Annotated in this window: 24 protein-coding genes and 1 tRNA gene; 7 read left to right on the top strand and 18 right to left on the bottom strand. The window is 56.4% G+C overall.

The window, feature by feature from the left end; translation table 11 throughout:
• Positions 1-10 precede the first annotated feature (10 nt).
• From GGE09_RS03975 to GGE09_RS03965, 3 genes are all read left to right on the top strand, one after another.
• The gene (locus tag GGE09_RS03975; protein WP_309744081.1) at positions 11-358 is read left to right on the top strand and encodes a hypothetical protein; all 348 of its coding nucleotides are present in this window, start codon (positions 11-13) and stop codon (positions 356-358) included.
• Positions 351-2,096: a single-stranded-DNA-specific exonuclease RecJ gene (recJ, locus tag GGE09_RS03970; RefSeq protein WP_309744080.1), complete on the top strand. Its 1,746-nt coding sequence runs from the start codon at positions 351-353 to the stop codon at positions 2,094-2,096. The genes GGE09_RS03975 and recJ overlap by 8 nt, the downstream gene beginning before the upstream one ends.
• Before the next feature lie 75 nt (positions 2,097-2,171).
• Positions 2,172-2,246, top strand: a tRNA-Glu gene (locus GGE09_RS03965).
• Positions 2,247-2,477: 231 nt separating this feature from the next.
• Here the strand turns inward: GGE09_RS03965 and GGE09_RS03960 are convergent.
• From GGE09_RS03960 to fnrL, 11 genes are all read right to left on the bottom strand, one after another.
• A complete protein-coding gene (locus tag GGE09_RS03960) occupies positions 2,478-3,395 on the bottom strand; it encodes a phosphoadenosine phosphosulfate reductase (protein WP_309744079.1) in 918 nt (305 codons plus the stop codon).
• Entirely contained in the window at positions 3,392-4,168 is a 777-nt protein-coding gene (locus GGE09_RS03955; protein WP_309744077.1) for a sulfotransferase family 2 domain-containing protein, read from the bottom strand. The genes GGE09_RS03960 and GGE09_RS03955 overlap by 4 nt, the downstream gene beginning before the upstream one ends.
• A 104-nt stretch (positions 4,169-4,272) precedes the next feature.
• Positions 4,273-4,434, bottom strand: a complete 162-nt coding sequence (gene ccoS / locus GGE09_RS03950) for a cbb3-type cytochrome oxidase assembly protein CcoS (protein WP_309744075.1) — start codon at positions 4,432-4,434, stop codon at positions 4,273-4,275.
• Positions 4,431-6,596: a heavy metal translocating P-type ATPase gene (locus GGE09_RS03945; RefSeq protein ID WP_309744073.1), complete on the bottom strand. Its 2,166-nt coding sequence runs from the start codon at positions 6,594-6,596 to the stop codon at positions 4,431-4,433. Before GGE09_RS03945 ends, ccoS begins: the two co-directional genes overlap by 4 nt.
• Positions 6,593-7,045, bottom strand: coding sequence for a FixH family protein (locus GGE09_RS03940; protein WP_309744072.1), 453 nt, complete (start codon positions 7,043-7,045; stop codon positions 6,593-6,595). Before GGE09_RS03940 ends, GGE09_RS03945 begins: the two co-directional genes overlap by 4 nt.
• Positions 7,045-8,472 carry a cytochrome c oxidase accessory protein CcoG gene (ccoG, locus tag GGE09_RS03935; protein ID WP_309744070.1) on the bottom strand — a complete coding sequence of 476 codons (1,428 nt, stop codon included), beginning with the start codon at positions 8,470-8,472 and terminating at the stop codon, positions 7,045-7,047. Before ccoG ends, GGE09_RS03940 begins: the two co-directional genes overlap by 1 nt.
• 148 nt (positions 8,473-8,620) lie before the next feature.
• Positions 8,621-9,493, bottom strand: a complete 873-nt coding sequence (ccoP, locus tag GGE09_RS03930; protein WP_309744068.1) for a cytochrome-c oxidase, cbb3-type subunit III — start codon at positions 9,491-9,493, stop codon at positions 8,621-8,623.
• Positions 9,486-9,698 (bottom strand): cbb3-type cytochrome c oxidase subunit 3, encoded by a 213-nt coding sequence (locus GGE09_RS03925; protein WP_309744066.1) that lies wholly within the window; start codon positions 9,696-9,698, stop codon positions 9,486-9,488. Before GGE09_RS03925 ends, ccoP begins: the two co-directional genes overlap by 8 nt.
• Positions 9,699-9,707: 9 nt before the next feature.
• A complete protein-coding gene (gene ccoO / locus GGE09_RS03920; RefSeq protein ID WP_309744064.1) occupies positions 9,708-10,433 on the bottom strand; it encodes a cytochrome-c oxidase, cbb3-type subunit II in 726 nt (241 codons plus the stop codon).
• Between the two features lie 12 nt (positions 10,434-10,445).
• Positions 10,446-12,062, bottom strand: a complete 1,617-nt coding sequence (ccoN, locus tag GGE09_RS03915; RefSeq protein ID WP_309744063.1) for a cytochrome-c oxidase, cbb3-type subunit I — start codon at positions 12,060-12,062, stop codon at positions 10,446-10,448.
• Positions 12,063-12,194: 132 nt separating this feature from the next.
• Positions 12,195-12,923, bottom strand: a complete 729-nt coding sequence (fnrL, locus tag GGE09_RS03910; RefSeq protein ID WP_309744061.1) for a transcriptional regulator FnrL — start codon at positions 12,921-12,923, stop codon at positions 12,195-12,197.
• A 235-nt stretch (positions 12,924-13,158) separates the two neighbouring features.
• On the opposite strand from fnrL, the gene idi reads away from it, so the two are divergent.
• A complete protein-coding gene (gene idi, locus GGE09_RS03905; RefSeq protein ID WP_309744059.1) occupies positions 13,159-13,680 on the top strand; it encodes an isopentenyl-diphosphate delta-isomerase in 522 nt (173 codons plus the stop codon).
• Positions 13,681-13,757: 77 nt separating this feature from the next.
• Here idi and GGE09_RS03900 read toward each other — a convergent pair whose 3' ends face one another.
• The 6 genes from GGE09_RS03900 to GGE09_RS03875 form a co-directional block, all read right to left on the bottom strand.
• Positions 13,758-14,747, bottom strand: a complete 990-nt coding sequence (locus tag GGE09_RS03900; RefSeq protein WP_309744058.1) for an ABC transporter substrate-binding protein — start codon at positions 14,745-14,747, stop codon at positions 13,758-13,760.
• A gap of 35 nt (positions 14,748-14,782) precedes the next feature.
• On the bottom strand, positions 14,783-15,622 hold the full coding sequence (locus tag GGE09_RS03895; RefSeq protein ID WP_309744056.1) for an ABC transporter permease: 840 nt from the start codon (positions 15,620-15,622) through the stop codon (positions 14,783-14,785).
• A complete protein-coding gene (locus tag GGE09_RS03890) occupies positions 15,619-16,494 on the bottom strand; it encodes an ABC transporter permease (protein ID WP_309744054.1) in 876 nt (291 codons plus the stop codon). Before GGE09_RS03890 ends, GGE09_RS03895 begins: the two co-directional genes overlap by 4 nt.
• A 272-nt stretch (positions 16,495-16,766) precedes the next feature.
• Positions 16,767-17,549 (bottom strand): ABC transporter ATP-binding protein, encoded by a 783-nt coding sequence (locus GGE09_RS03885; protein WP_309744052.1) that lies wholly within the window; start codon positions 17,547-17,549, stop codon positions 16,767-16,769.
• 15 nt (positions 17,550-17,564) lie between these two features.
• Positions 17,565-19,028 (bottom strand): dihydropyrimidinase, encoded by a 1,464-nt coding sequence (gene hydA / locus GGE09_RS03880; protein ID WP_309744051.1) that lies wholly within the window; start codon positions 19,026-19,028, stop codon positions 17,565-17,567.
• 169 nt (positions 19,029-19,197) lie between these two features.
• Positions 19,198-20,448 (bottom strand): Zn-dependent hydrolase, encoded by a 1,251-nt coding sequence (locus GGE09_RS03875; protein ID WP_309744049.1) that lies wholly within the window; start codon positions 20,446-20,448, stop codon positions 19,198-19,200.
• A gap of 108 nt (positions 20,449-20,556) precedes the next feature.
• On the opposite strand from GGE09_RS03875, the gene GGE09_RS03870 reads away from it, so the two are divergent.
• Positions 20,557-21,192 (top strand): TetR/AcrR family transcriptional regulator, encoded by a 636-nt coding sequence (locus GGE09_RS03870; RefSeq protein ID WP_309744047.1) that lies wholly within the window; start codon positions 20,557-20,559, stop codon positions 21,190-21,192.
• 33 nt (positions 21,193-21,225) lie between these two features.
• Complete coding sequence (locus GGE09_RS03865; protein ID WP_309744045.1) at positions 21,226-21,849, top strand: TetR family transcriptional regulator C-terminal domain-containing protein; 624 nt, start codon at positions 21,226-21,228, stop codon at positions 21,847-21,849.
• 65 nt (positions 21,850-21,914) lie between these two features.
• On the opposite strand, the gene GGE09_RS03860 is transcribed toward GGE09_RS03865, so the two are convergent.
• Entirely contained in the window at positions 21,915-22,232 is a 318-nt protein-coding gene (locus GGE09_RS03860; protein WP_309744043.1) for a hypothetical protein, read from the bottom strand.
• Positions 22,233-22,361: 129 nt separating this feature from the next.
• Here GGE09_RS03860 and GGE09_RS03855 point away from each other — a divergent pair, with 129 nt between their 5' ends.
• The gene (locus tag GGE09_RS03855) at positions 22,362-23,072 is read left to right on the top strand and encodes a M50 family metallopeptidase (RefSeq protein WP_309744041.1); all 711 of its coding nucleotides are present in this window, start codon (positions 22,362-22,364) and stop codon (positions 23,070-23,072) included.

The following is a 23,072-nucleotide window of genomic DNA, read 5'->3' as shown; positions in this document are numbered from 1 at the left end:
TCGGACGAATATGGCGCGCAAGGTCGGATTTTCACAACCCGATACAGAGGCGAAGAAATCTATCGCCGACAGCTATCTGGATGAATTCCGCCAGCGCCATAATCACGACCTGAAACCCGATCCCTATGCCAGCCCCCCAAAACGCAAACGCAACTGGTTTGTGATTGTCTTCTTGGGCGTCTGGCTGACTGCCTGGAGCTGTGGGATGCTGTTGGTGTCTGGCATTCTGTTGTCAGGGAACGGTGAACCGTTCCTTTATATCTGGCTTTCAGCGGCATCTGTCGGCTGGATCATAGCGGTCTATGCGCTGGTGCAGCAGGTCAAAGGCAAACCCGTTACTAAAGGTACAAATGGCTGATTTCTTAGGCGTCTCCCGCTCTGCAACTGGTCGCCGCTGGGTCGGCCTGTCCGAAGCCAGCGACCGTCAGGCGCAGGTTATCGCGCAACAAACCGGCCTGCCTGCCACCTTGTCCCGCACGCTGGCGCGCCTTGGCGTGTTGCCCGAAGCAGCGACGGCCTTTCTTGCGCCTTCGTTGCGCGATCTGATGCCCGACCCGTCGATCTTTCGGGATATGGACACAGCCGCCGCGCGGATCAAACAGGCGATTTCCGCCCGCCAGCGCATCGCCATTTTTGCCGATTATGATGTGGACGGGGGTAGTTCCGCCGCGCTGCTGATCGACTTTCTGCGCCAGATGGGCCTGACGGCAACCCTATACGTGCCCGACCGGATCGACGAAGGCTACGGCCCCAACGAACCCGCCATGGCCGAGCTGGCAGCCGCCCACGACCTGATCATCTGCGTGGATTGTGGCACTCTGTCCCATGACGCAATCGGCGCGGCTAAAGGCACGGATGTGATCGTACTCGACCACCACATGGGCGGCGAGACCCTGCCCCCCGCACTGGCCGTGGTGAACCCGAACCGACAGGACGAAGACAATGACTTCGGCAATCTTTGCGCCGCTGGTGTGGTGTTCCTGACCCTTGTGGCCATCAACCGCCTGCTGCGCGCCGACAATCAGACCACACCTGACCTGATGGCGCTGCTGGATCTGGTGGCGCTGGCCACAGTGGCCGATGTGGCCCCGCTGACAGGGCTGAACCGTGCGTTGGTCCGTCAAGGATTGGTGATCATGGGACGGCGCAACCGTGTCGGGCTGGCGGCTTTGTCAGATGCGGCGCGGCTAACTTCGGCCCCGAACAGTTATCATCTGGGTTTTGCCCTTGGCCCGCGCATCAATGCAGGGGGGCGCATCGGCAAAGCCGACCTTGGCGCACGCCTGCTGTCCACTATCGACCCACACGAGGCCGCCTCCCTTGCAGATCACCTCAGCCAGCTGAACGACGACCGCCGCGAAATCGAAATGCAGGTACGCCTGCAAGCCATGGAACAGGCCGAGGCCCGTGGCTTTGACGCGCCGCTTGTCTGGGCCGCCCACGAAGGCTGGCACCCGGGCGTGGTCGGCATCGTCGCTGCCCGCCTGAAAGAGGCCACAAACCGCCCCACAGTCGTCATCGGCTTTGACGGGGATGAAGGCAAAGGATCAGGGCGTTCCGTCACAGGCATTGATCTGGGCTCTGCCATTGCCACCTGCACCCGCGAAGGACTGCTGCTGAAAGGTGGCGGGCATAAAATGGCGGCAGGCCTGACAGTGACCGCCGAAAACCTGGAACCCGCCATGGCCCGTCTGTCTGAACTGCTGGAAAAACAGGGCGCAAATGACATCGGTCCCAAAGACCTGATGTTGGACGGCTCGGTAATGCCAAGCGCAATCACCACGGATTTGATCGAACAACTGGAACAGGCCGGACCCTTTGGCGCCGGCGCACCCGCCCCGCGATTCGCTCTGCCCGCCCAGCGCATCACCTTTGCAAAACGCGCAGGCGAATCCCATTTGCGCATTACAGCACAGGATGCAGGCGGCGGGCGAATCGATGCAATCTGCTTTGGCGCCTACGACAGCCCCCTTGGACCCCTGATCGACGAGAATCGCGGCAAATTATTCCATCTGGCAGGCCGATTAGAGGTCGATGATTGGGGTGGACGCAAGAAAGCCAAGCTTCGGCTGGAAGACGCAGCACTCGCAGAGTGAAAAAGTGTAAATTAGAGCAAGAAACCTCTTGATACCCCCAAACCTTCCGACTAAAAGCGCCTTCACAGAAGATGCGGTCCCTTCGTCTATCGGTTAGGACGTCAGGTTTTCAACCTGAAAAGAGGGGTTCGATTCCCCTAGGGACTGCCACTTCTGTTGAAAATATCCCCGACATGCTCAGTATTTATTGATCTCGCCCGACCTTAGTAACGGCGTGTCTGGCTGCCCCTACGACCCCGGGATATTTTTCCAAAAAGAGAATCAGGGTCACAGACCCATCAACCTCTTCTTTGGCCCACCAGCTTCTTCTTTCCTGAAATATCCCCGCTGGAGGCCCGATTTCTGTTTAGGGGCAAACGGGGAAGGTCAGACGCGCCGGGTCTATCCTTTAGCCTGCGCTATCTGCTCTTCTGCTTTGCGCAGCGCCTTGCGAAAATTCGGCCCGCCCCGCGTGTTCAACACGGCACGGGTGTAGCGGGCCACCAGATGGGGGCGTTCCAACTGTACCAAACGGGTCAGCATTTCTTTTTGATAGCGATGATTGTGCAACCGCGCCCGCATCAGCGTGTAAAATTCAGTGGTGGTGAGCGTATCTTCGACACAGCCCAGAACCACCTGTTTCAGCACGCTCATCTGTTGCCAGAGCGAAGCAATCCGGTGACCCATAAAGCGACATTTGTATTTACGCACGTTTTCGCCCTGAAACAGGGCGGCGTGCATGGCATCAAGGCTGGCTTGCGGATCATAAAACAGATGCACCTGATGGGCGCTGGCGCTTAGTGTCGGGCCATAACCATAGCGCGAAGAAAAATCCCGTGCCCATGCCTTGCGGTAGCGGGTTTCCCAAGACGCCACATCCCGTGACAGTGTGGCCTGGGGCGACAAAAGGATCACGGTTGACCCAGGGGCCGCGGCGCTGAACACGCTGGCAGCATAGGCCCCCATAGAGGCACCGTAGAACAGGACTTTATCGAAGCGATCGAAAAAGCCCTCGTCCCGCAATCTGTCAAAGAAATCAAACACAGTTTCGTCGCGGTACCAGGTCCAGCCATGGGCCATCATTCCCAGCATCGACCAGCCCTGTGCGGTGACGAAATTATACCCCCAAGGCATTCTGGCCTCTTCGTCTTTGGCCACATCATCCAGATTTTCAAAGGTGACAATCAGCGTCTTGCCGCCCTTGCCTGCACCTTGAACAAACAATGCGGAATGCTCCGCCCCCAGTGGTTGAAAAAAGCCTTTTTCGGCGCCAACCGATTTCAGATGGTTTTGCAGGTCTTTCTGGGTCGGTTTGTTCATAGGGCGAGAACCGTTTGAATTTGTTGGGATTTGACGGCCTCATACATTTCCAGATCAGCCCCGAAGGCCCGCTCAATATTGCGGCGGTCTTTTTTGGTCAGGCTTTGCACCATGTCATTGGCCGCTGTTTTATGCCCCAAAGAGGCGCGGGTATCCTGCACCATCGGCTTTTTCTCGTTGAAGCATTTCAACACGATTTCTTCCAGCGCGGGGTCCAGATCATCTGTGGTGCCCACCACATCGTAATTGACCAACCCCCAAGAAATTTCTTTACTTTGCGGACGCCAGTGGCGATCTACATCCAGCGCAACAGGGTCTTGTGCCAACAGGTCTAGAAAGGCGGAGAGGCTAAGATCTTCATCCGCAGGCTGCCCCAGAATTTCCATCAATTTGTGTTTTTTGGCCCCTGTCCCAGCAACTTTATCGGCCCATGCGCTGACCGTACGTGACACAGGATCGCGCACCACGGTAAAGCGCAGCACATCGCTGGATTGCAGCGCCTCTAGCGCGCGGGGCAGTTTCAGCGCTCGTTTCCCTGCGTGGATCACATCCATGGGGGGCATATGCACGTTCTGCATGGAAATATCACGGCTGTCGCCCATTTCTGCCAGCAGATGGGCCATCAGGGTGGCGATCACTGTGGTGCAGGCTGCCTTGTGGTTTTTCATATAGACGAAATTACGCCCTTTGGGTTGGAACGCGGGCATATAGACGGTCTGAAGGAAGTGCCGTTCGTGCAGATAATTGCCCAGAATTTCATCTTTGAACGCCATTTTCCACTCCACACGGGTCTTTTCATCATCGTTTCAAACGGGATTACAACAAATGGCAGCGTGGTGGAAGTCTGAAAGGAAACAGCGGTATGAGCGATGTTGGGCTAGTCTGGCAGGTCGGGTTTTGGGTCTTCCTCCATCAAAATCCGCGCAGCACTGCCCTCGGGGTCGTCGTATTGGGAACTGCGCACCGTCCAGAGAAACCCGACCAGTCCCACACCGCCAAGGATCAGGGACGCAGGGATCAAAATCACCAGAACGTTCATTTGACCCACCTGATCCGCATGGCATTTAGCAGCACTGTTAAGGACGACGCAGACATGGCAAGGGCGGCCAACAAAGGTGTAGCAAAACCTGCCAGTGCAACGGGAATGGCGATCAGGTTATAACCGGCCGCAATTGCGAAATTCTGTTTGGACAGATGGACTGCGGCCTTGGCCACCGCAAGGGCCAGCGGAATGTCGGATAAATCCTGCCGCAAGATCACGATGTCCGCCGCATTGCGCGACGCATCCAACGCTGAAGACGGCGCCATCGACCCATGCGCCCCCGCCAGTGCCGCCGTATCATTTAACCCGTCCCCGATCATCAAAACGCGGTGGCCAGCGGCTTTCAGCTGATCCAGATGGGCCAGCTTTCCTGTGGCTGAAACGGCGGCCTTTACGTCCGTCACGCCTAAAAGCCGTGCAATGCGATCTGCTGCAACTTGACCATCGCCCGTTACGATCTGCACTGGAATCTCTGCGTTTTGCAGGGCTTTAACTGCCGCTGCCGCCCCGTTGCGCAGGGTTTCTGTCATCACGATTTGGCGGGGCGGGGCATCGCCGATCTGCAAACCAGTGCCTGTAAAGCCAGCCTCCAGCCAGTCAGCACGCCCTAATCGGACAGCCTGCGGCCCAAAATGCGCAGACACACCGCAGCCAGCTACTTCTTGAATATCCGTCAACGGGGCCGCAGTCTGACTGTCGGCCAAACTGGTGCAAATAGCTTTTGAAACAGGATGATCCGACGCTTGCGCCAACCCCAAAAGCACCGACAGCTCTGTCGCGGATAAATCCGTTGCGGCGGCATCAAAACCAGGATGGGTCAGGGTGCCGGTTTTGTCAAAGACGGCGAAATTCACCTCGGACAGGCGTTCCAGTGCTGTGGCGTGGCGCACCAGAAATCCCGCACTGAACAGCTTGCCAATTGCGCCTGTGGAGACCGCTGGAACAGCTAGCCCCAGCGCGCAGGGGCAGGTTATGATCAGCACAGCCACCGCAATATTCAGCGACAGGCGCAGGTCATTTGTCGCAAAATACCACCCCAGAAAGGCCAGCAGCGCCAGCAGGTGAACGGCGGGGGCATAAATTTGCGCCGCGCGGGCCGCAAGCGATGTATAGGTGTTGCGCCCCGTTTCGGCCAGTTCCACCATCGCGGCCACCCGCCGCAGGGTGGTATCCTGCCCAACCGCCGTAGCCCGCAGGGTGATGGGCGCGCCGAGGTTCACTTCACCCGCCTGAACCACCGCCCCTGATTGCAGGTCGATTTGCGCTGTTTCCCCTGTCAGAAAAGACCGGTCCATTTGACCGGACTGCGACAGTAACTGCCCGTCCACAGGCACCCGCGCCCCGCTTGGCACCAGAACTTCATCCCCCACAGACAGCGTTGACACAGGTTTTACCATAGCCTGCCCCCCGCGGATTACGGTGGCGGAATGGACCTCTAGGGCAGAAAGCTCTTTGGCAGCGGAACGGGCCGCACCACGGGTCTTATGATCCAGAAACTTGCCGATCAGCAGGAAAAACGTCAGTGATAACGCGGCATCGAAATAGGCATGCGCTCCACCTTGCAGGGTTTCAAACAAAGACATCCCAACCGCCAGCAAGATCGCCAGCGAAATCGGCACATCCATGTTCAACCGTTGATGCCGCAGCGCCTGCCATGCGCTGGCGAAAAACGGCTGGGCGGAAAACCCGACCACAGGCACGGCGATGGTGGCCGAGATCAAGTGAAACAGGTCGCGCGTGCTGTCTGTGGCACCGGACCAGACAGCCACGGACAGCAGCATCACATTCATCATGGCAAACCCTGCCACCGCCAAACGCATCAACAGGTTGCGGCCAATTGGGTCTGTATCCGCACCCAAAACCTCGGCGTCCAAAGGATAGGCCGGAAAGCCGAGATCCGCCAAAAATGCGACGATTTGGGCGTCATCCACCCAAGGCTCTGCCTCTACGTTGACCCGTTTCAACGACAGGTTCACGCGGGCCTTTTGGATGCCATCACAGGCCTGCAAACCCCGTTCAATCCTGGCGATGCAGGCGGCGCAATGGATGGATGGAACTGAAAATCTGGCAGTAGCTGCGATCTTTTCGGCAACCGAGGCGGCGATCTGTCGGGCGGGGCCACACCCCGGGCACAAGGATGCGCCAAGGGCGGTGGTCATGGCAACACCCGCACCACGATGCGCTGCTGGAACACAGTGCCATTCGCCGCGCGCGCCTTTAGACGCAGGTTCCAATTGCCAGTGCCTGCGTGAACGGGGGCCACAAATGCATCGCCTGTGTGGAGGAACGCCAGTTCTTGGTCTTGCGCCACACTGGTGGCCCGCCCGAATGTCGCTTGCTCAATCACAGGCACCACAGCCGCCCCGTCTTTGTCGATCAACAGGCGCAGGCTGTCACCTTTGACTGAAGCGCTGACCGACCAGCCCAGCGCCACTTGGGCGTCGCGATCTTTATCAAAACTCTGGCTGGCCACGTAGGAATTCTTGACCTCAAGCCCCGGAAAACTGTGCACAGCGTTATAGGCCAAGACCAGATTGACGCCGATGATGATTGAAAATGCAGCGGCAAAACCGCCAAAAACATGCCATCCTGTGATCTGCCTTACCATCACTTACCCTTTCCCGTGAATGTGGTCTCTTTGGACGCCCGCTCACCCGAGGTGGTGTCTTCGACCCAAAGGCGCAAATCGGTGTGGTCTTGATGCGCGGCCAGATCTTGGGGGCGGGCCGTGATATAGACCCGTTGCAAATAGGTGCTGTTGGCAGGCACAGACACGTCGCGATCCTGGCTGTTGCCCTCTAGCTGGATGCGCAGGATGCTGTCGCTGGTCAAAGACAGGTGGAACAAGCGATCCGTCCCGTTTTTGTTGCGCAGCCGCACGTCATAAATGTTGCGGATGCTGCCATCAGACAGGGTGACAAAAGTCGGATTGCGCACCGCAGATATGGTTAGTTCGATGTCGGTGCGCAGGAACAGCGCATAGATCAGGCCGATCCCCACGAAAGACCACAACGCCGTGTAAAACAGGGTTCTGGGGCGTAAAACATGTTTCCAGATCGGGGTCGGTTGTGCGCCTGCCCGTTCCGCAGGTTCATCCGATAAGGCCAGATAATCGATCAGTCCGCGCGGCTTGCCGATCTTGTCCATCACGTCATCACAGGCATCAATACACAGCGCGCAGGTGATACATTCCATCTGCTGGCCATTGCGGATGTCGATGCCCATAGGGCAGACATTCACGCAGGCCATACAGTCGATGCAATCGCCAAGGGGTTCGACTGTGGCGGCTTTGCGGTGTTTACCACGGGGTTCGCCGCGCCAGTCACGATAGGCAACGGTGATGGTATCAGGGTCCATCATCGCGGCCTGAATACGGGGCCACGGGCACATATAAATGCAAACCTGTTCACGCAGAAACCCGCCAAAAATAAAGGTCGTCGCCGTCAACACCGCAATGGTGCCATAGGCGATCGGGTGAGCGCTGAAAGTCAGCAAATCCCTCGCCAGCGCAGGGGCATCGGTGAAGTAAAACACCCAAGCCCCGCCTGTCGCCATAGCAATCATCAGCCAGATCACCCATTTGGTCAGCCGCAGCCGCCATTTGTGGAAATCCCACTTGGCCTTCCACAGACGGACCCGCGCATTGCGGTCGCCCTCAACCCAGCGTTCCACCAGAATAAACAGATCGGTCCAGACGGTTTGCGGACAGGTATAGCCGCACCACACCCGCCCCAGCGCCGAAGTGAACAAAAACAACCCCAGCCCGGCCATCACCAGCAAACCCGCTACGAAGTAGAATTCATGGGGCCAGATTTCGATCCAAAAAAAGTAGAACCGCCGCCCCGCCATATCCAGCAGCACTGCCTGATCGGGCAATTGTGGCCCGCGATCCCAACGAATCCACGGGGTCAGGTAATAAATGCCCAGCGTCACCAACATGATCCACCATTTCAATCGGCGGAACTTGCCTGAAACCTTGCGGGGGAACACGGGCTCTTGCGCCGCATATAAAGGGGGAGTGTTGGTTTGGGTCATCTGTTTGGTCCTGTTCGCAAGCCCACATTACCCGCAGGACAAACAGCCTGCCTTGATGTGGATCAAAAAGACCCCCGAGACAGCATGTTTTGCGAACAGGGCCGTCTCGGGGTACAGGGTTGTGGTGGGATACAGCCCTGTGTTCGCTTTACTCGCCCCCGCCCAACCCGTGGACATAGGCAGATACCGCACGCACGTCAGCTTCGGACAGGCGTTGCCCCCATGCGGGCATGATGCCGAAACGGGCGTTGGTGACGGTTTGTGTCAAAGTCTCGCGATCACCGCCATAAAGCCAGATGGCATCCGCCAGATTGGGCGCGCCCTGATCCCGATCCCCCAAACCTGCCGCGCCGTGACAGGAAGCACATTGATCGGCAAACAACTGTTGCCCAACCTGTGCCTTGGCAGGCTCTGCATCCGCATTGGACAGGGAATAGACATATTCCACCACAGCGGCGATTTCAGTTTTTTCCATAAATTCGCCAAAAGCGGGCATCTGGGAATAGCGGGCGTCGTCGTCGGTATCATTGCGAATACCGTGGCGCACGGAATAACCGATTTCATCCATACTGCCGCCCCAAAGCCAGTCATCATCCAGCAGGTTGGGATAGGCCTTGGCCCCGGCGGCCCCAGACCCATGGCATTGGGAACACTGCGCTTTGAACACTGCGCCGCCCCGTGCCACCGCATAGCGCAGCAAGTCGGGATCATCCCCCAGTTGGTTCATTTCAGCTGCCAGCAGCGTATCCACCAAAGTCGCATTTTTTGCGTCATGGGTCTTGATCGCCTCGGCCACATTGGCCCGCGTGGACCAGCCCATCGTCCCCGTAGTGGCGCCGCTGATCATCGGCCATGCGGGATAAAAGATGGTATAGCCGATGGCCCAAACGATGGTCGCGTACAGGGTCCACAGCCACCAGCGGGGCATCGGGTTGTTCAGTTCCTGAATGCCGTCCCAACTGTGGCCAGTGGTTTCAACACCTGTGACGTCATCCACATTTTTATCAGTCTGATCAGACATCGTTTTGTCCTTTCATGCAGCCAGAGCAAGTGCCTGAACAAGAGGCCTTTGGCGCTGTGTCGCGCAACGGGATTTGGCTGGCGTCATCGTGCAAACTGCGGCTGCCCGGACGAAAGGCCCAGACGATTGCGCCAAGAAAGAAGCAGAACATGGCCAGCAAAAACCAACTGTCGGCCAATTCGCGCAGGATTGAATAGGTATCCATCTTTACCCCCTATCGACTGGCGTCTGGGGTGAAGGTTGAAAAATCAACCATGGTCCCCAGAACTTGCAAATAGGCAATCAGCGCGTCCATTTCTGTCAGCTCTTTTTGCCCGTCAAAATTGGACACGGCCGCACCGGGGTAACGTTCTAACATGTCCTCGTAATCGCCCTCGGGATCGGCCTGCACGTAGTAATCCGCCACGGCGTTTTCCAACATTTCGTCGGTGTAGGGCACGCCGACCATGCGGTGGGTTTTCAACAACGCCTTGATCTGTGAGGGTTCAATCCGCGTTTCTGCCAGAAAGGCATATTTCGGCATGATTGATTCAGGCACAACCGATTGCGGGTCGCTTAGATGATCCACATGCCAACTGTCGGAATAACGCCCCCCCACACGGGCCACATCCGGCCCTGTGCGTTTGGACCCCCATTGAAACGGGTGGTCGTACATGCTTTCGGCGGCCAGTGAATAATGGCCGTAGCGTTCGACCTCATCGCGCATGGGGCGGATCATCTGGCTGTGGCACAGGTAACAGCCCTCGCGCACATAGACGTCCCGTCCGGTCAGTTCCAACGGCGTATAAGGGCGCACACCTTTGACCTTTTCGATGGTATTTTCCAACCAGAACAGCGGGGCGATTTCGACGATACCGCCGACGGAAACCACCAGTAAGGAAAAGACCAGCAACAAGGTCGGGCTTTTTTCAAGGATTGCGTGTTTATCTAGGAATGCCATGATCTGCGCCCCTTATTCTGCTGGAATTGCGTTGGAGGAAGTGGCTTCGTCAGATGCATTCTCGGATTTTTTGCCGCGAATGGTCATCCACATATTCCACACCATGATCAAAGCACCGGACAGATACATCACCCCGCCCAAGCCGCGCACCACATACATCGGGTATTTGGCGGCAACCGTGTCAGCGAAGGAATTCACCAAGAAACCCTGATCATCCACCTCGCGCCACATCAGGCCCTCCATAATGCCTGTCACCCACATGGACGCCGCGTAAAGAACGATGCCGATGGTGGCCAACCAGAAATGCCAGTTGATCGCGCTGTTGGAATACATCTTGGCGCGTCCCCACAGACGGGGCGTTAGGAAGTAGAGACAGGCAAAGGTGATCATGCCGTTCCAGCCCAGCGCACCGGAATGCACATGGCCAATGGTCCAGTCGGTATAGTGGCTCAGGCTGTTGACCGCGCGGATCGACATCATCGGGCCTTCAAAGGTGGACATGCCGTAAAAGCCAAGAGACAGCACAAACATCCGCAGGATCGGATCGGTGCGCAGCTTGTCCCACGCGCCTTGCAGGGTCATCAAACCGTTGATCATACCACCCCAACTGGGCATCCACAGGATGATCGAAAACACCATCCCAAGGGTCGAGGCCCAATCGGGCAATGCTGTGTAATGCAAGTGGTGCGGACCCGCCCAGATGTACAAAAAGATCAGCGCCCAGAAGTGAATGATCGACAGTTTATAGCTATAAACCGGACGGCCTGCCTGTTTTGGTACGAAGTAGTACATCATCCCAAGGAACCCCGCCGTCAGGAAGAACCCTACCGCGTTATGGCCGTACCACCACTGGGTCATGGCGTCTTGGACGCCTGCAAAAACCTGTACGGATTTGCTGCCCCAGATCGACACAGGTATGGACAGGTTATTGACCACATGCAGCATGGCGACCGTGACGATGAAGGCCAGATAGAACCAGTTGGCCACATAGATATGCCGTTCACGTCGCTTGAAAATCGTGCCCAGAAACACCGCCAGATAGGCCAGCCACACAACGGTCAGCCAGATATCCACATACCATTCGGGTTCAGCGTATTCTTTGGATTGGGTAGACCCCAACAGATAGCCCGTGGCCGCCAGAACGATGAACAGCTGATAGCCCCAGAACACAAACCACGACAGGTTCCCGCCCCACAGCCGCGCCGCGCTGGTGCGCTGCACCACATAAAACGACGTGGCAATCAAACCATTACCGCCAAAAGCAAAAATCACCGCAGAAGTGTGCAGTGGGCGCAGGCGACCAAAATTTGCAAAGGGTTGTGCCCAGTCAAAATTCAACGATGGAAACGCCAGTTGAAAGGCGATAAACGTGCCCACCAGAAACCCGACAATTCCCCAGAATGCGGTGGCAATTACACCCGCACGAATCACGCCGTCTTGATAACCGCTTGTATCCACCGCCTGTTTTTGCGGCTCACCCGAATGCAGTGTCACCCACAAGAACATGCAAATAGCGATCATCATGATCAGCAGCGCATGCAATTGATAGGCCGCATCCTGCGCCCAGTTCGCCCCCATAGCCGCGACAAGCGCGACCATAGCCAATAAAAAAGCCTTGATATAGTCCATCTGACACCTCGAAAAATACGAGCCCTGCCAAAGCAGACACTCCTGTTCGCAAGGAGAGGGTTAGGCGGGATGGGGGATGGCTTCTTTGATCTGGGTCAAGTTTGGCGGGACACAGCGAATTTTAGGGGGAAATTAAAGACAATCGTCGGATTCATCGCCCGAAATCGCCCGCAAGGCCTCTAGGTCCGTCACCACAAAATTGCGCCGGTCGCTGAAATTCAGAACGCCTTCGGATTTCAGCGCAGACAAATGACGGCTGACGGTTTCCAGTGTCAGCCCCAGATAATTGGCAATCTCTTCACGGGTCAGCGGCAGGGCGAGCGCCAGCGCCGGGGTGATCCCATGATCCACACTGTTGCGCTGTACCAGCATATCAATAAAGGTCGCGATCTTTTCACGGGCGGTTTTGCGCCCCAGCAACAGCATCCAGTCCCGCGCCGCATCCAGTTCATCCAGTGCGATTTCCACCAACCGCTGCGCAATGCGCGGGGTGGCAACCAGCAGCCGCTCAAACGGTTGCCGTTCAAAGCAGCACAGGGTCACATCGGTTACGGCGGTTACATCAAATTCAACCTTACTACGCCCCGGCCTGCCGATAAAATCCGATGGCAACAACAGCCCCACCATCTGGGTTCGTCCGTCTTCCAGAGTTTTGCCAAGGGTCGCCACTCCGCTGACAATAGAGGCCACATAGTCCATCGGCTCTCCGCGCCAGAACACCTGATCGCCCGCTTTAAAATTGCGGTAGATTTTAATCTGCTCAAGCACAGCCAGTTCGTCCGTATCACAACGGGAACACACCGCGCGGTGGCGGATCGGGCATTCGCTGCATTTTACATTAGCCAGAACAGGCGCATTCATCGGGTCAGGACCATTCGCAGGACAAAAAGAGGCAGGCACTGTCTATAGGATATAGCAAAAGAAGCGATCCCGCCACATCGCCGCACCTGTGGCGCAAAGTGACACAGCAGACACGAACGCCCCCTGCAGCCCCCTTGCAAAATCGGCCCCGATAGCGCAGATGCACTGCACGTTTATCCCTGCTTTAATCATCCGCGCCACAGCCACCTAAGGCCCAGCCAACACAGGCCCTCTTATGACACAGCTTATCCCCGCCTGGATTGACGGTCAGTTAACCCCCGTTGATAAACTGGACGTTCACCTGCGCGGCCTGAAACATCCCGCCATTTCGGTGTTCCTGTTGTCAGGGGGTAAAACCCTAATCCAGCAAAGGGCGGCGCATAAATATCATACGCCAAACCTCTGGGCGAATACGGTCTGTACCCATCCCTTTTTTGATGAACCAAGCCTGACTTGCGCCGCGCGGCGTCTGGACGAAGAACTGGGTATCACTGGCTGCGATCTGACCTTCGGGCAAACCGTAGAATACCGCGCAGATGTGGGTGGTGGTATGGTGGAACACGAAGTGGTCGATATTTTCACCGCCCGCGTTGCCGAGCCTCTCAGCCATGCGCTGAATCCGGACGAAGTACAGGCCGTACGCTGGGTCGATCTCAAAGTGCTTGCAGCGGAAGTACAAGCAACCCCCGAGGCGTTTACGCCGTGGTTGCGTGTTTACATGCGCGATCATCTTACTTGGATTTCGGCAGCCGGTTGATCGCCGCGCAAGACGCCAAACACAAAAAACCGCGCCGCAGGTTTCCCCACGGCGCGGTTGATTTCAACAAACGCGGCTTAGTTCAGCGCGGCGTCCGAAATATCCAAAGTGTATGCCCCTTCAGGGGTTTTGGTGATCACAGGATCAGAGCCAGCGGTCAGCAGGCTGTCCACAGTCCGTTGGTAATCCGCAACATCCAACGCGCCATTGGACCCGGCAGTCAGTTTTGCAACCTCGGCCATCATCCGTTTTTGGTGTTCTTCGGTTTGCGCACCAGTGGAATCATTGTCCAGAACGATCATCGCAGCTTCGTCAGGATGCTCTTCTGCGTATTTCCAACCCTTCATGGACGCGCGCACAAATTTCACCATCTTGGCTTTGAATGCTTCGTCTTTCAGGTTGTCGCCCAGCACATACATGCCGTCTTCCAATGTAGCCACACCCAGATCTTCGTATTTGAAAACAACCAGATCGTCCGATGTCAGACCCGCATCAATAACCTGCCAGTATTCGTTGTAGGTCATCGTCGACACACAAGCCGCCTGTTTTTGCAGCAGCGGGTCTACGTTGAACCCTTGTTTCAGAACGGTCACACCGCCGTCAGAACCATCGGTTTTCAGGCCAAGTTTGCTCATCCAGCTTAGGAACGGATATTCGTTTCCAAAGAACCAAACGCCTAGTGTTTTGCCCGGAAAATCATCGGATGTCGCAATGCCCGCGTCTTTGCGACAGGTCAGCATCATGCCCGAGGATTTGAACGGTTGGGCGATATTCACCAGATCCAGACCCTTTTCACGGGAGGCCAAAGCAGATGGCATCCAGTCCAGAACCACATCCGCACCACCGCCAGCAATCACCTGTGCAGGGGCAATGTCAGGGCCGCCCGGTTTGATGGTGACGTTCAGGTCTTCTTCATCGTAAAACCCTTTGTCCTGCGCCACATAATAGCCCGCAAACTGCGCCTGTGTGACCCATTTCAGCTGCAACGTTACATCGTCTTTGGCCTGCGCAAGGGTTGCGCTGAATGCCATCGCCCCTGCCAGTGCTGTTGTTATAATTTTTTTCATAGTCTCTCTCCTTGTTGATTCGATAATTATTGTGCTCAGCCTCGTTGCGAAGGGTGCCAGAAGGTGACCCCTTTTTCCAGCAGCGCAACCAGCCCGTAAAAGGCCGACCCCGCAATCGCTGCCACGGTTATTTCGGCCCAGACCATATCCAGTGCCAGACGCCCCACCTCGGTGGAAATCCGGAACCCCATTCCCTTGATGGGCGAGCCAAAGAACTCTGCCACAATAGCGCCGATCAGCGCCAGCGTCGTCGCAATCTTCAACCCGTTAAAAATAAACGGCATGGCGGCGGGCAGGCGTAATTTCATCAGGGCTTGGGGATAGCTGGCGGCATAGGTGCGCATCAAATCCCGCTGCATCGTGTCACTTGCCTGCAACCCCTGCACAGTGTTCACCAGCACGGGAAAGAACACCATCGCGACAACCACGGCGGCTTTGGAATGCCAGTCAAACCCGAACCACATCACCATAATCGGCGCCAGACCAATGATCGGCAAGGCCGCCACAAAGTTCCCCACAGGCAACAAGCCACGCTGCAAAAACGGGCTGCGATCCACAGCAATCGCCACCAGAACCGCAGCGCTACAGCCGATGATATAGCCAGACAAAGCGCCCTTCACAAAGGTCTGAAAGAAATCCGCCCAAAGGATTGGCAGGCTCTGCACAAACGTCACCCCAATCGCCGAGGGTGGCGGCAACAGCACAGGGCTAATGCCCAGCCCGCGCACAAGTCCCTCCCACAGCAGCAACAACGTAATGCCGAACAGGGCCGGAACTGCAAACCCGATAAACCGAGAGGGCTTTTGTGCGGTCAGCCGGATATTTACCCACCACGCCACGGCCCAGAACACCAAAACAGACAGAATCCAGATCATTGCGCCATCCCCATCCGTTTCAACGTTAGCGTCTGGATCATGCCAATCACCGCCACCATCAAAGCCGCCAATGTAGCCGCCGCGATAAGGGCGCTCCAGATCTGAACCGTCTGACCATAATAACTGCCAACCAGCATACGCGCCCCAAGGCCACCATCCTGTGACAAAGACAATTCAGCCACCACAGCCCCGATCAAACTGGCCGCAATACCGACCTTTAGGGATGCAAACAAATAAGGGGCTGATGCAGGCAACCGCAGTCTCCAGAAGGTCTGACTGCGCGAGGCATTCCACGTGCGCATCTGGTCCATCTGCATGTGATCAGGGGAACGCAACCCTTTGACCATGCCAACCACCACGGGGAAGAATGACAGATACATGGAAATCACCCCTTTCGCGATCAGATCATCCACCTGCGCGCTGGCCAGAACCACCACAATCATCGGCGCAATCGCAAGAATCGGGATGGTTTGACTGGCAATAATCCACGGCATCACCGACTTGTCCATCGCCCGATTATGGACAATACCAACCGCCAGTAAAATTCCCAAGCCGGTTCCAAAAACAAACCCCAGAACAGTTGAACTCAGGGTGATCCAGCCGTGATAAATCAACGACCGTTTGCCAAACGCCTTACCCGCCTGAACCATCGCGCCGGTGGTTTTCCACAGCTCCGCTGCCACTTGATGGGGCGGGGGCAAACGCGGTTTGTCTTGCGTCATCGTGTCTTTCACCATGTCGCCAAAAGACAGTTCTATATTGGCTCGCTCAGCCTTATCATAAGCCCAATTCTTATTCAGTAGAACCGCGCCGCCATACCAAAACGCAAAAAGCACCAGCACCACAGTGCCTATCGGTAAAAAATTACGCACAGGCACACTCCCCCAGCTTCAATGTTCCCCGAAATACTCCCGCCGGAGGCATATTATTTGAAAACCCAGCGCCGAGTGCGACGGTTTCTTTGAGTACTTTAAGAACATTGAAACTATTTGAGTCGCATCCTGATCTTGCGGAACAGGCTGGAGAGCCGATGGCCGTGAACGTTGAAGCCACTTTACCCTCCCTATAGGGCAAAAGTGATCTAATCTGAGGAGCGCGCGCAAAGCGAGGTCGGGCGCTCCTTCTCTTTTGAACCGGCTGCATTTTACCCATCAGCATGGCCTTCACGCAGACCGTCCCGCACACGGTGCGCGATTTCGATGAATTCAGGCGAGTCGCGGATATCAAGCGGGCGTTCCTTGGGCAGCGTGCTTTCAATCACATCCGCAATGCGCCCCGGGCGTGGGGACATAACGACTATTTTGGTGGAAAGATACACGGCCTCGGGGATCGAATGGGTCACAAAGCCGATGGTTTTTTCTGTACGCGCCCAAAGCGCAAGCAGTTGTTCGTTCAGATGGTCGCGGACAATTTCGTCAAGCGCGCCAAAGGGTTCGTCCATCAGCAGAATATCCGCATCAAAGGCCAGCGCGCGGGCGATCGAGGCCCGTTGCTGCATGCCGCCTGACAATTGCCATGGGAATTTCCGGTCGAACCCTTCAAGTTCCACCAGTTCAAGCACACGATTCACACGTTCGGCCTGATCTTCTTTGGAATAGCCCATAATTTCCAGCGGCAGACGGATATTGCCGCCAATGGTGCGCCACGGATAGAGACCCGCGGCCTGAAACACATAGCCATAGGCGCGGGATTTTCGTGCTTCGCGCGGGCTGACTCCGTTAACGGTGATCGACCCGCCCGTGGGTTGTTCCAGATCGGCCATACAGCGTAGAAACGTGGTTTTGCCACAGCCTGACGGGCCGATAAAGGACACGAACTCGCCCTTGTTGATATCAAGGTTAATGTCTTTCAGCGCATGGACTGGCCCGTCATTTGTTTCAAACGTCAGCGACAGGTTTTGTGCTTTGATTACGGTAGTCTCGCTCACTTGCTGGCCTTCATCTTATATCCCCGCCGGAATGTTCATAGGATCCCGCTCGATTTTGCGCGGAGAGTTCAACTCTTTCCATTTGCTCAACGCGGTATGGGCGGACGGGAAGGCGGGGCGCGGCACAAAGCGGCCTCGGCCAGGTTGGGGCTGCGAGTTTTTGCCCCAAGCCCAGATCACATCTCCCCGAGACAGTGTAAAGCGGGCGTTGGCGGTGACTTCAAAGCCCTCAAACACGTTGTAATCCAACACGGAATGGTGGTTGCTAGGGCTGATGGTTTTGGAGATTTTTGGATCCCAAACCACTATATCCGCATCCGCGCCTTCGACAATTGCACCCTTCTTGGGATAGATGTTCAGGATTTTCGCAACATTCGTAGATGTGGCCGCAACAAATTCCTGCGGGGTCAGGCGACCTGTTTCCACACCTTCGGTCCACAGAACCGCCAGACGTTCCTCTAGGCCGTTTGATCCGTTCGGGATGATCCGGAAATCATCGCGCCCTGCCCGTTTCTGTTCGGTGCTAAAGGCTGCGTGATCGGTGGCGACCACCTGCAAGGAACCTGATTGCAGACCTGCCCAAAGGCTGGCTTGATGGTCTTTGTGACGGAAAGGCGGGGACATGACGCGACGGGCGGCGTGGTCCCAGTCCTTGTTAAAATATTCGCTCTCGTCCAGCGTCAGGAACTGAATCAGCGGTTCGCCATAGACGCGCATACCCTTTTGGCGCGCACGGCGGATCGCCTCATGGGCTTGCTCACAGGACACATGCACGATGTACAAAGGCACGCCCGCCGCATCCGCAATAGTGATCGCGCGGTTGGCGGCTTCGCCTTCCAACTCGGGTGGGCGGGAATAGGCGTGGCCTTCGGGGCCGGTGATGCCTTCCTTCATGTATTTTTCCTGCAGGATCGCCACCAAATCGCCGTTTTCGGCGTGGACCATAGGCAGCGCGCCCAGTTCCTTGCAGCGCTGGAACGAGGCGAACATTTCGTCATCCTCAATCATCAGCGCGCCTTTATAGGCCATGAAGTGTTTGAACGAGTTCACGCCCATTTCAACTGCGGTTTTCATTTCCGCAAAAATTTGTTCGTTCCAGCCTGTCACCGCCATGTGATAGCCGATGTCCGAACAAATCTGCGGCGCAGACTTGCGGTGCCATTCCTTGATGCCGTTCACGATGGACCCGTCTTCGCCCGGCAGACAGAAATCCACCAGCATGGTGGTGCCCCCCGCAGCGGCGGCCCAAGTGCCGGATTCAAAGGTTTCCGCCGCCGTGGTGCCCATGAAAGGCATTTCCAAATGGGTGTGCGGGTCGATCCCGCCGGGGATCACATAGGCGCCTTCTGCGTCGATGTATTCATCGCCCTTCAGATCCTCGCCGATTTGTTTGATCGTTTCTCCCTCGATCAAAACATCCGCTTTCCAAGCGCGATCTGCGGTACAAACGGTGCCGCCTTTGATGACTTTAGTTGTCATGTTTTTTCTCCCTGTTTCTCCGCAGCGCTCCGACCTTTGGTCAAAACCACCTGCAGCATCACAACGGATTTTACCCCGTTATTTTCTGCTATTGCGGATTTCTTTCTTCGTTTCATCAATCTTTCCAGCTTCGGCTCCCGCACCTTAAAGTTGTGAGCCTGATGTTGTTTTAACCGACAACCTCCGCTGTCTCCAACACCGCGTGCATCAGAACATCCGCCCCCGCAGCCGCCCAGTCCTTGGAAATCTCCTCGGCCTCGTTGTGCGACAGCCCGTCCACACAAGGGCACATTACCATAGCAGTCGGGGCCATGCGGTTGATCCAACAGGCATCATGCCCTGCGCCAGACACCAGATTCCGGTGGGAATAACCCAGCCGTTCAGCCGCGTTGCGCACAGCACTGACACAGCCTTCGTCAAATTCCACGGGGTCAAAGCCGCCAACCTTTTCAAAGGCAACACCCAGCCCCATATCATCCGCGATCTTTTGCGCACCCGCCTTAAACCGCGCTTCCATATCTTCGATCACGTCAAGCTGGGGCGAGCGGAAATCAACCGTGAACACCACCTTGCCCGGGATCACATTGCGCGAGTTCGGGAACACATCAATATGCCCCGCCGCGCCAACCGCGTCAGGGGCGTGGCTCCATGCAATTTCTTCGACCAGCTCTAGCATCCGCGCCATACCAAGGCCGGCATTTTTTCGCATGGGCATCGGGGTAGACCCCGTGTGCGCATCATTCCCCGTTACGGTCACTTGGGTCCAAGACAGGCCCTGCCCGTGGGTAACAACGCCCACTTCAATGCCCTCAGCTTCCAGAATCGGACCTTGTTCGATGTGCAGTTCAAAGAAGGCGTGCATCTTGCGTTCGCCCACAGGCTCGTCCCCCTTCCAGCCGATCCGCGCCAGTTCATCGCCGAATTTCAAACCCTCGGCATCCTCGCGGTCATAGGCCCAGTCTTGCGTGTGCATTCCCGCAAAAACGCCCGAGGCCAGCATGGCAGGGGCAAAGCGTGTGCCCTCTTCATTGGTCCAGTTGGTGACCACAATCGGGTGTTTGGTTTTCACGCCCAGATCGTTGATCGAGCGCAGGATTTCCAAGCCGCCCAGCACCCCGAGAACCCCGTCATATTTCCCGCCAGTCGGCTGCGTATCAAGGTGCGATCCCACATAAACCGGCAGCGCGTCGGGGTCTGTGCCCTCAAGTCGCGCGAACATGTTGCCCATTGTATCCAGCCCCATGGTGCAGCCCGCTGCCTCGCACCATTTCTGAAACAAGGCGCGGCCTTCGCCGTCTTCGTCTGTCAGGGTTTGTCGATTGTTGCCACCCGCAACGCCAGGGCCGATTTTGGCCATCTCCATCAGGCTGTCCCACAGCCGATCAGCGTTGATCCGAAGGTTGCTTGCTGGTGCCGCCATGAGTCTTCTCCCTGTCATGCATCTTGCGCTGGCCGATTTCTGACCATATGGTCAGGACTATGGATGCACGTTGACCATTCGGTCAAGAAATTTCTGAAAGCGCCTTGTATGAAATCTAACGCCGCCCCTATTCGCAAACAAAATAAGCGCCGTGAAAACGAAGTGATTATTTTAAAGGCAGCAGAAAAAGTCTTTGCAGATCTGGGGTTTGGCGGCGCAACCATGCAATTGATTGCTGATGCGGCGGGGCTGCCAAAGGCCAATGTGCACTATTATTTCTCAACCAAAGAATCCCTGTACCGGCAGGTGGTTTCGAACATTTTTGACGTCTGGCTTCAGGCCGCCGACAGCTTTGAAGAAGCCGCAGGGCCTGCCGATGGAATCGGGGCTTATATCGACGCAAAAATGGAAATCAGCCGCACCCATCCGGCCGGTTCCAAGGTCTGGGCGTCCGAGGTCATGCACGGTGCGCCAATCATTCAGGACTATCTGGAAACCACATTGGTGGAATGGACAAATTCCCGCGTGACCGCAATTAACGCCTGGATCGAAGCAGGATTGATGGACCCGATCAACCCGCGCCATCTGCTGTATATGATCTGGTCTACCACCCAGCATTACGCGGATTTCGGGCATCAAATCCAGACCTTGAACAACAGCGCCCCCCTGTCAGACGATCAGTGGGACGCGGCGAAAGCCTCGGTCAAACAGATTATCCTCAAAGGCATTGGCGTCGCGATCTAAGCGGCGTATTTTTTCAAGACAAGGCAAAAGACCATGGCACGCGCAGCATCCACCAAGGGCAAGACCCGTATTCAACGGGAAAAGACCGAACAAATCCTGGATGCCGCCCTAGAGGTGTTTTCCACCTACGGTTTTCGCGGTTCTACCATCGACCAGATCGCTGCCGAGGCTGGCCTGTCCAAACCCAACATCCTGTATTATTTCGACGGAAAAGAGGCGATCCACGGGGTGCTTCTGGACAGGCTGCTGCACAAATGGCTGGAACCGTTGAACCAGCTTACCGACAGCGATGATCCCACCCGTGAAATTTGCGATTACGTCATGCGCAAGCTGGAAATGGCCCGTGATTTTCCCCGCGAAAGCCGACTGTTTGCCAATGAAATCCTGCAAGGCGCGCCGCGCATCCATGAGCAGCTGACCGGATCTCTCAAGACGCTTACCGACGAAAAAGCCACGCTGATCCAGCATTGGATCGACAAGGAAAAAATCGCCCCTGTCGATCCCCATCACCTGATTTTCTCGATCTGGTCCACAACCCAGCATTACGCGGATTTCGACGTTCAGGTGCAATCTGTTCTGGGGGTTAAATCCGAACAGCGGTTTGAAATAGCAGCCGATCACCTGAACAAAATGTTCCGCGCCGTGCTAAAAAAATGAGCCTGAAATGCCCGCACGGCAGGGCAAACCCCACCGCGCGGCCTGTGCAGCCTGTGTGAATTCGCTTACCTTTTCGAAGTTTCGGGGCGATTATTATCCAAGGCCACACGCACCTGCGCCTGTGTTAAAGACGGCTCTGCCTTAACCAAACAGGCGCTGACCGCTGACATATCGGGACGTGCAGGTCGCGCTCCGTTTGCTCCGCCGGCCTTTGACGGCTCGGGGAAACAGTTTTTCACCGCTTGCGCACCCAGATTCAACTCTGCACCAATCGCAGCAAAGGGCGGCTCTGGCATACGACCACTTTGTTGCTGCGCGACGGCATAGCCCGCGGCGGATAAATACCCCAAAGTCGCAATCAGCGCTGTTGTCTTCCGTATCATTTTGTCATTCCTTAGACTTGTAGTACCCCTGTCAAACGCGTTGCAGCCCAAATTCCGTCTCTGAAAACCCGCTGTATTTGTTCCTTTCCACCCGCTCGCCCTAAACCGATCGCAACTCAGGGGATACACATGCAAAACTCACCCGCTAAGGCTGCCCAGCGACACTTGCAAAACCATTGGCAGATGATCGCACTGATCGTTGTGATTTTTGCGCTCTGGCCCACGCAGATCATCCAGCCCCTGCGCATCCTGATCGTCTTTCTACACGAGATGTCTCATGCGGTGATGACCTTGTTGACGGGGGGAACCGTCTTGGATTTTTCGGTCAGCGCAAATGAATCCGGCCATGTCACCAGCCTTGGCGGAAACCGTTTTCTAACCTTGTCCGCTGGTTACCTCGGCTCGCTCCTCATGGGGGCGATGATGTTCGCCCTGGCGCTGCGCAGCACTTGGGATCAATGGATTCTCGGCGCATTGGGCATAGGGATAGCCGCGATCACGGTACTGTATATCCGCAGCCCCTTCGCTCTGATGTTCGGCCTTGGCACCGCCGCCATCCTGATTGCCATAGCCTATGCCCTGCGCCCCGCCGCCAGCGATTTCTGCCTGCGCATCATTGGCGCCACCAGCATGATCTACGTCCCCTATGACATCTTTTCAGACACAATTCGCGGGGCCGCGCAAAGATCAGACGCCCGTATGCTGGCCGAAGAATTCGGCGGCGCAACCCTACTTTGGGGCGCACTCTGGCTGGCTATCAGCCTTGTATTCATCGCAATCACACTGCGCACCGCCCTTAAACACCCCAGTAATCTTCGCTGGAACCCACCGGAAACGTAG

The sequence above is a fragment of the Roseobacter sp. N2S genome (genome assembly GCF_031454055.1).
Taxonomy (GTDB): domain Bacteria; phylum Pseudomonadota; class Alphaproteobacteria; order Rhodobacterales; family Rhodobacteraceae; genus Amylibacter.
Note: the sequence above shows the minus strand (reverse complement) of the source record. Positions and strands in the feature narration are given on the sequence as shown.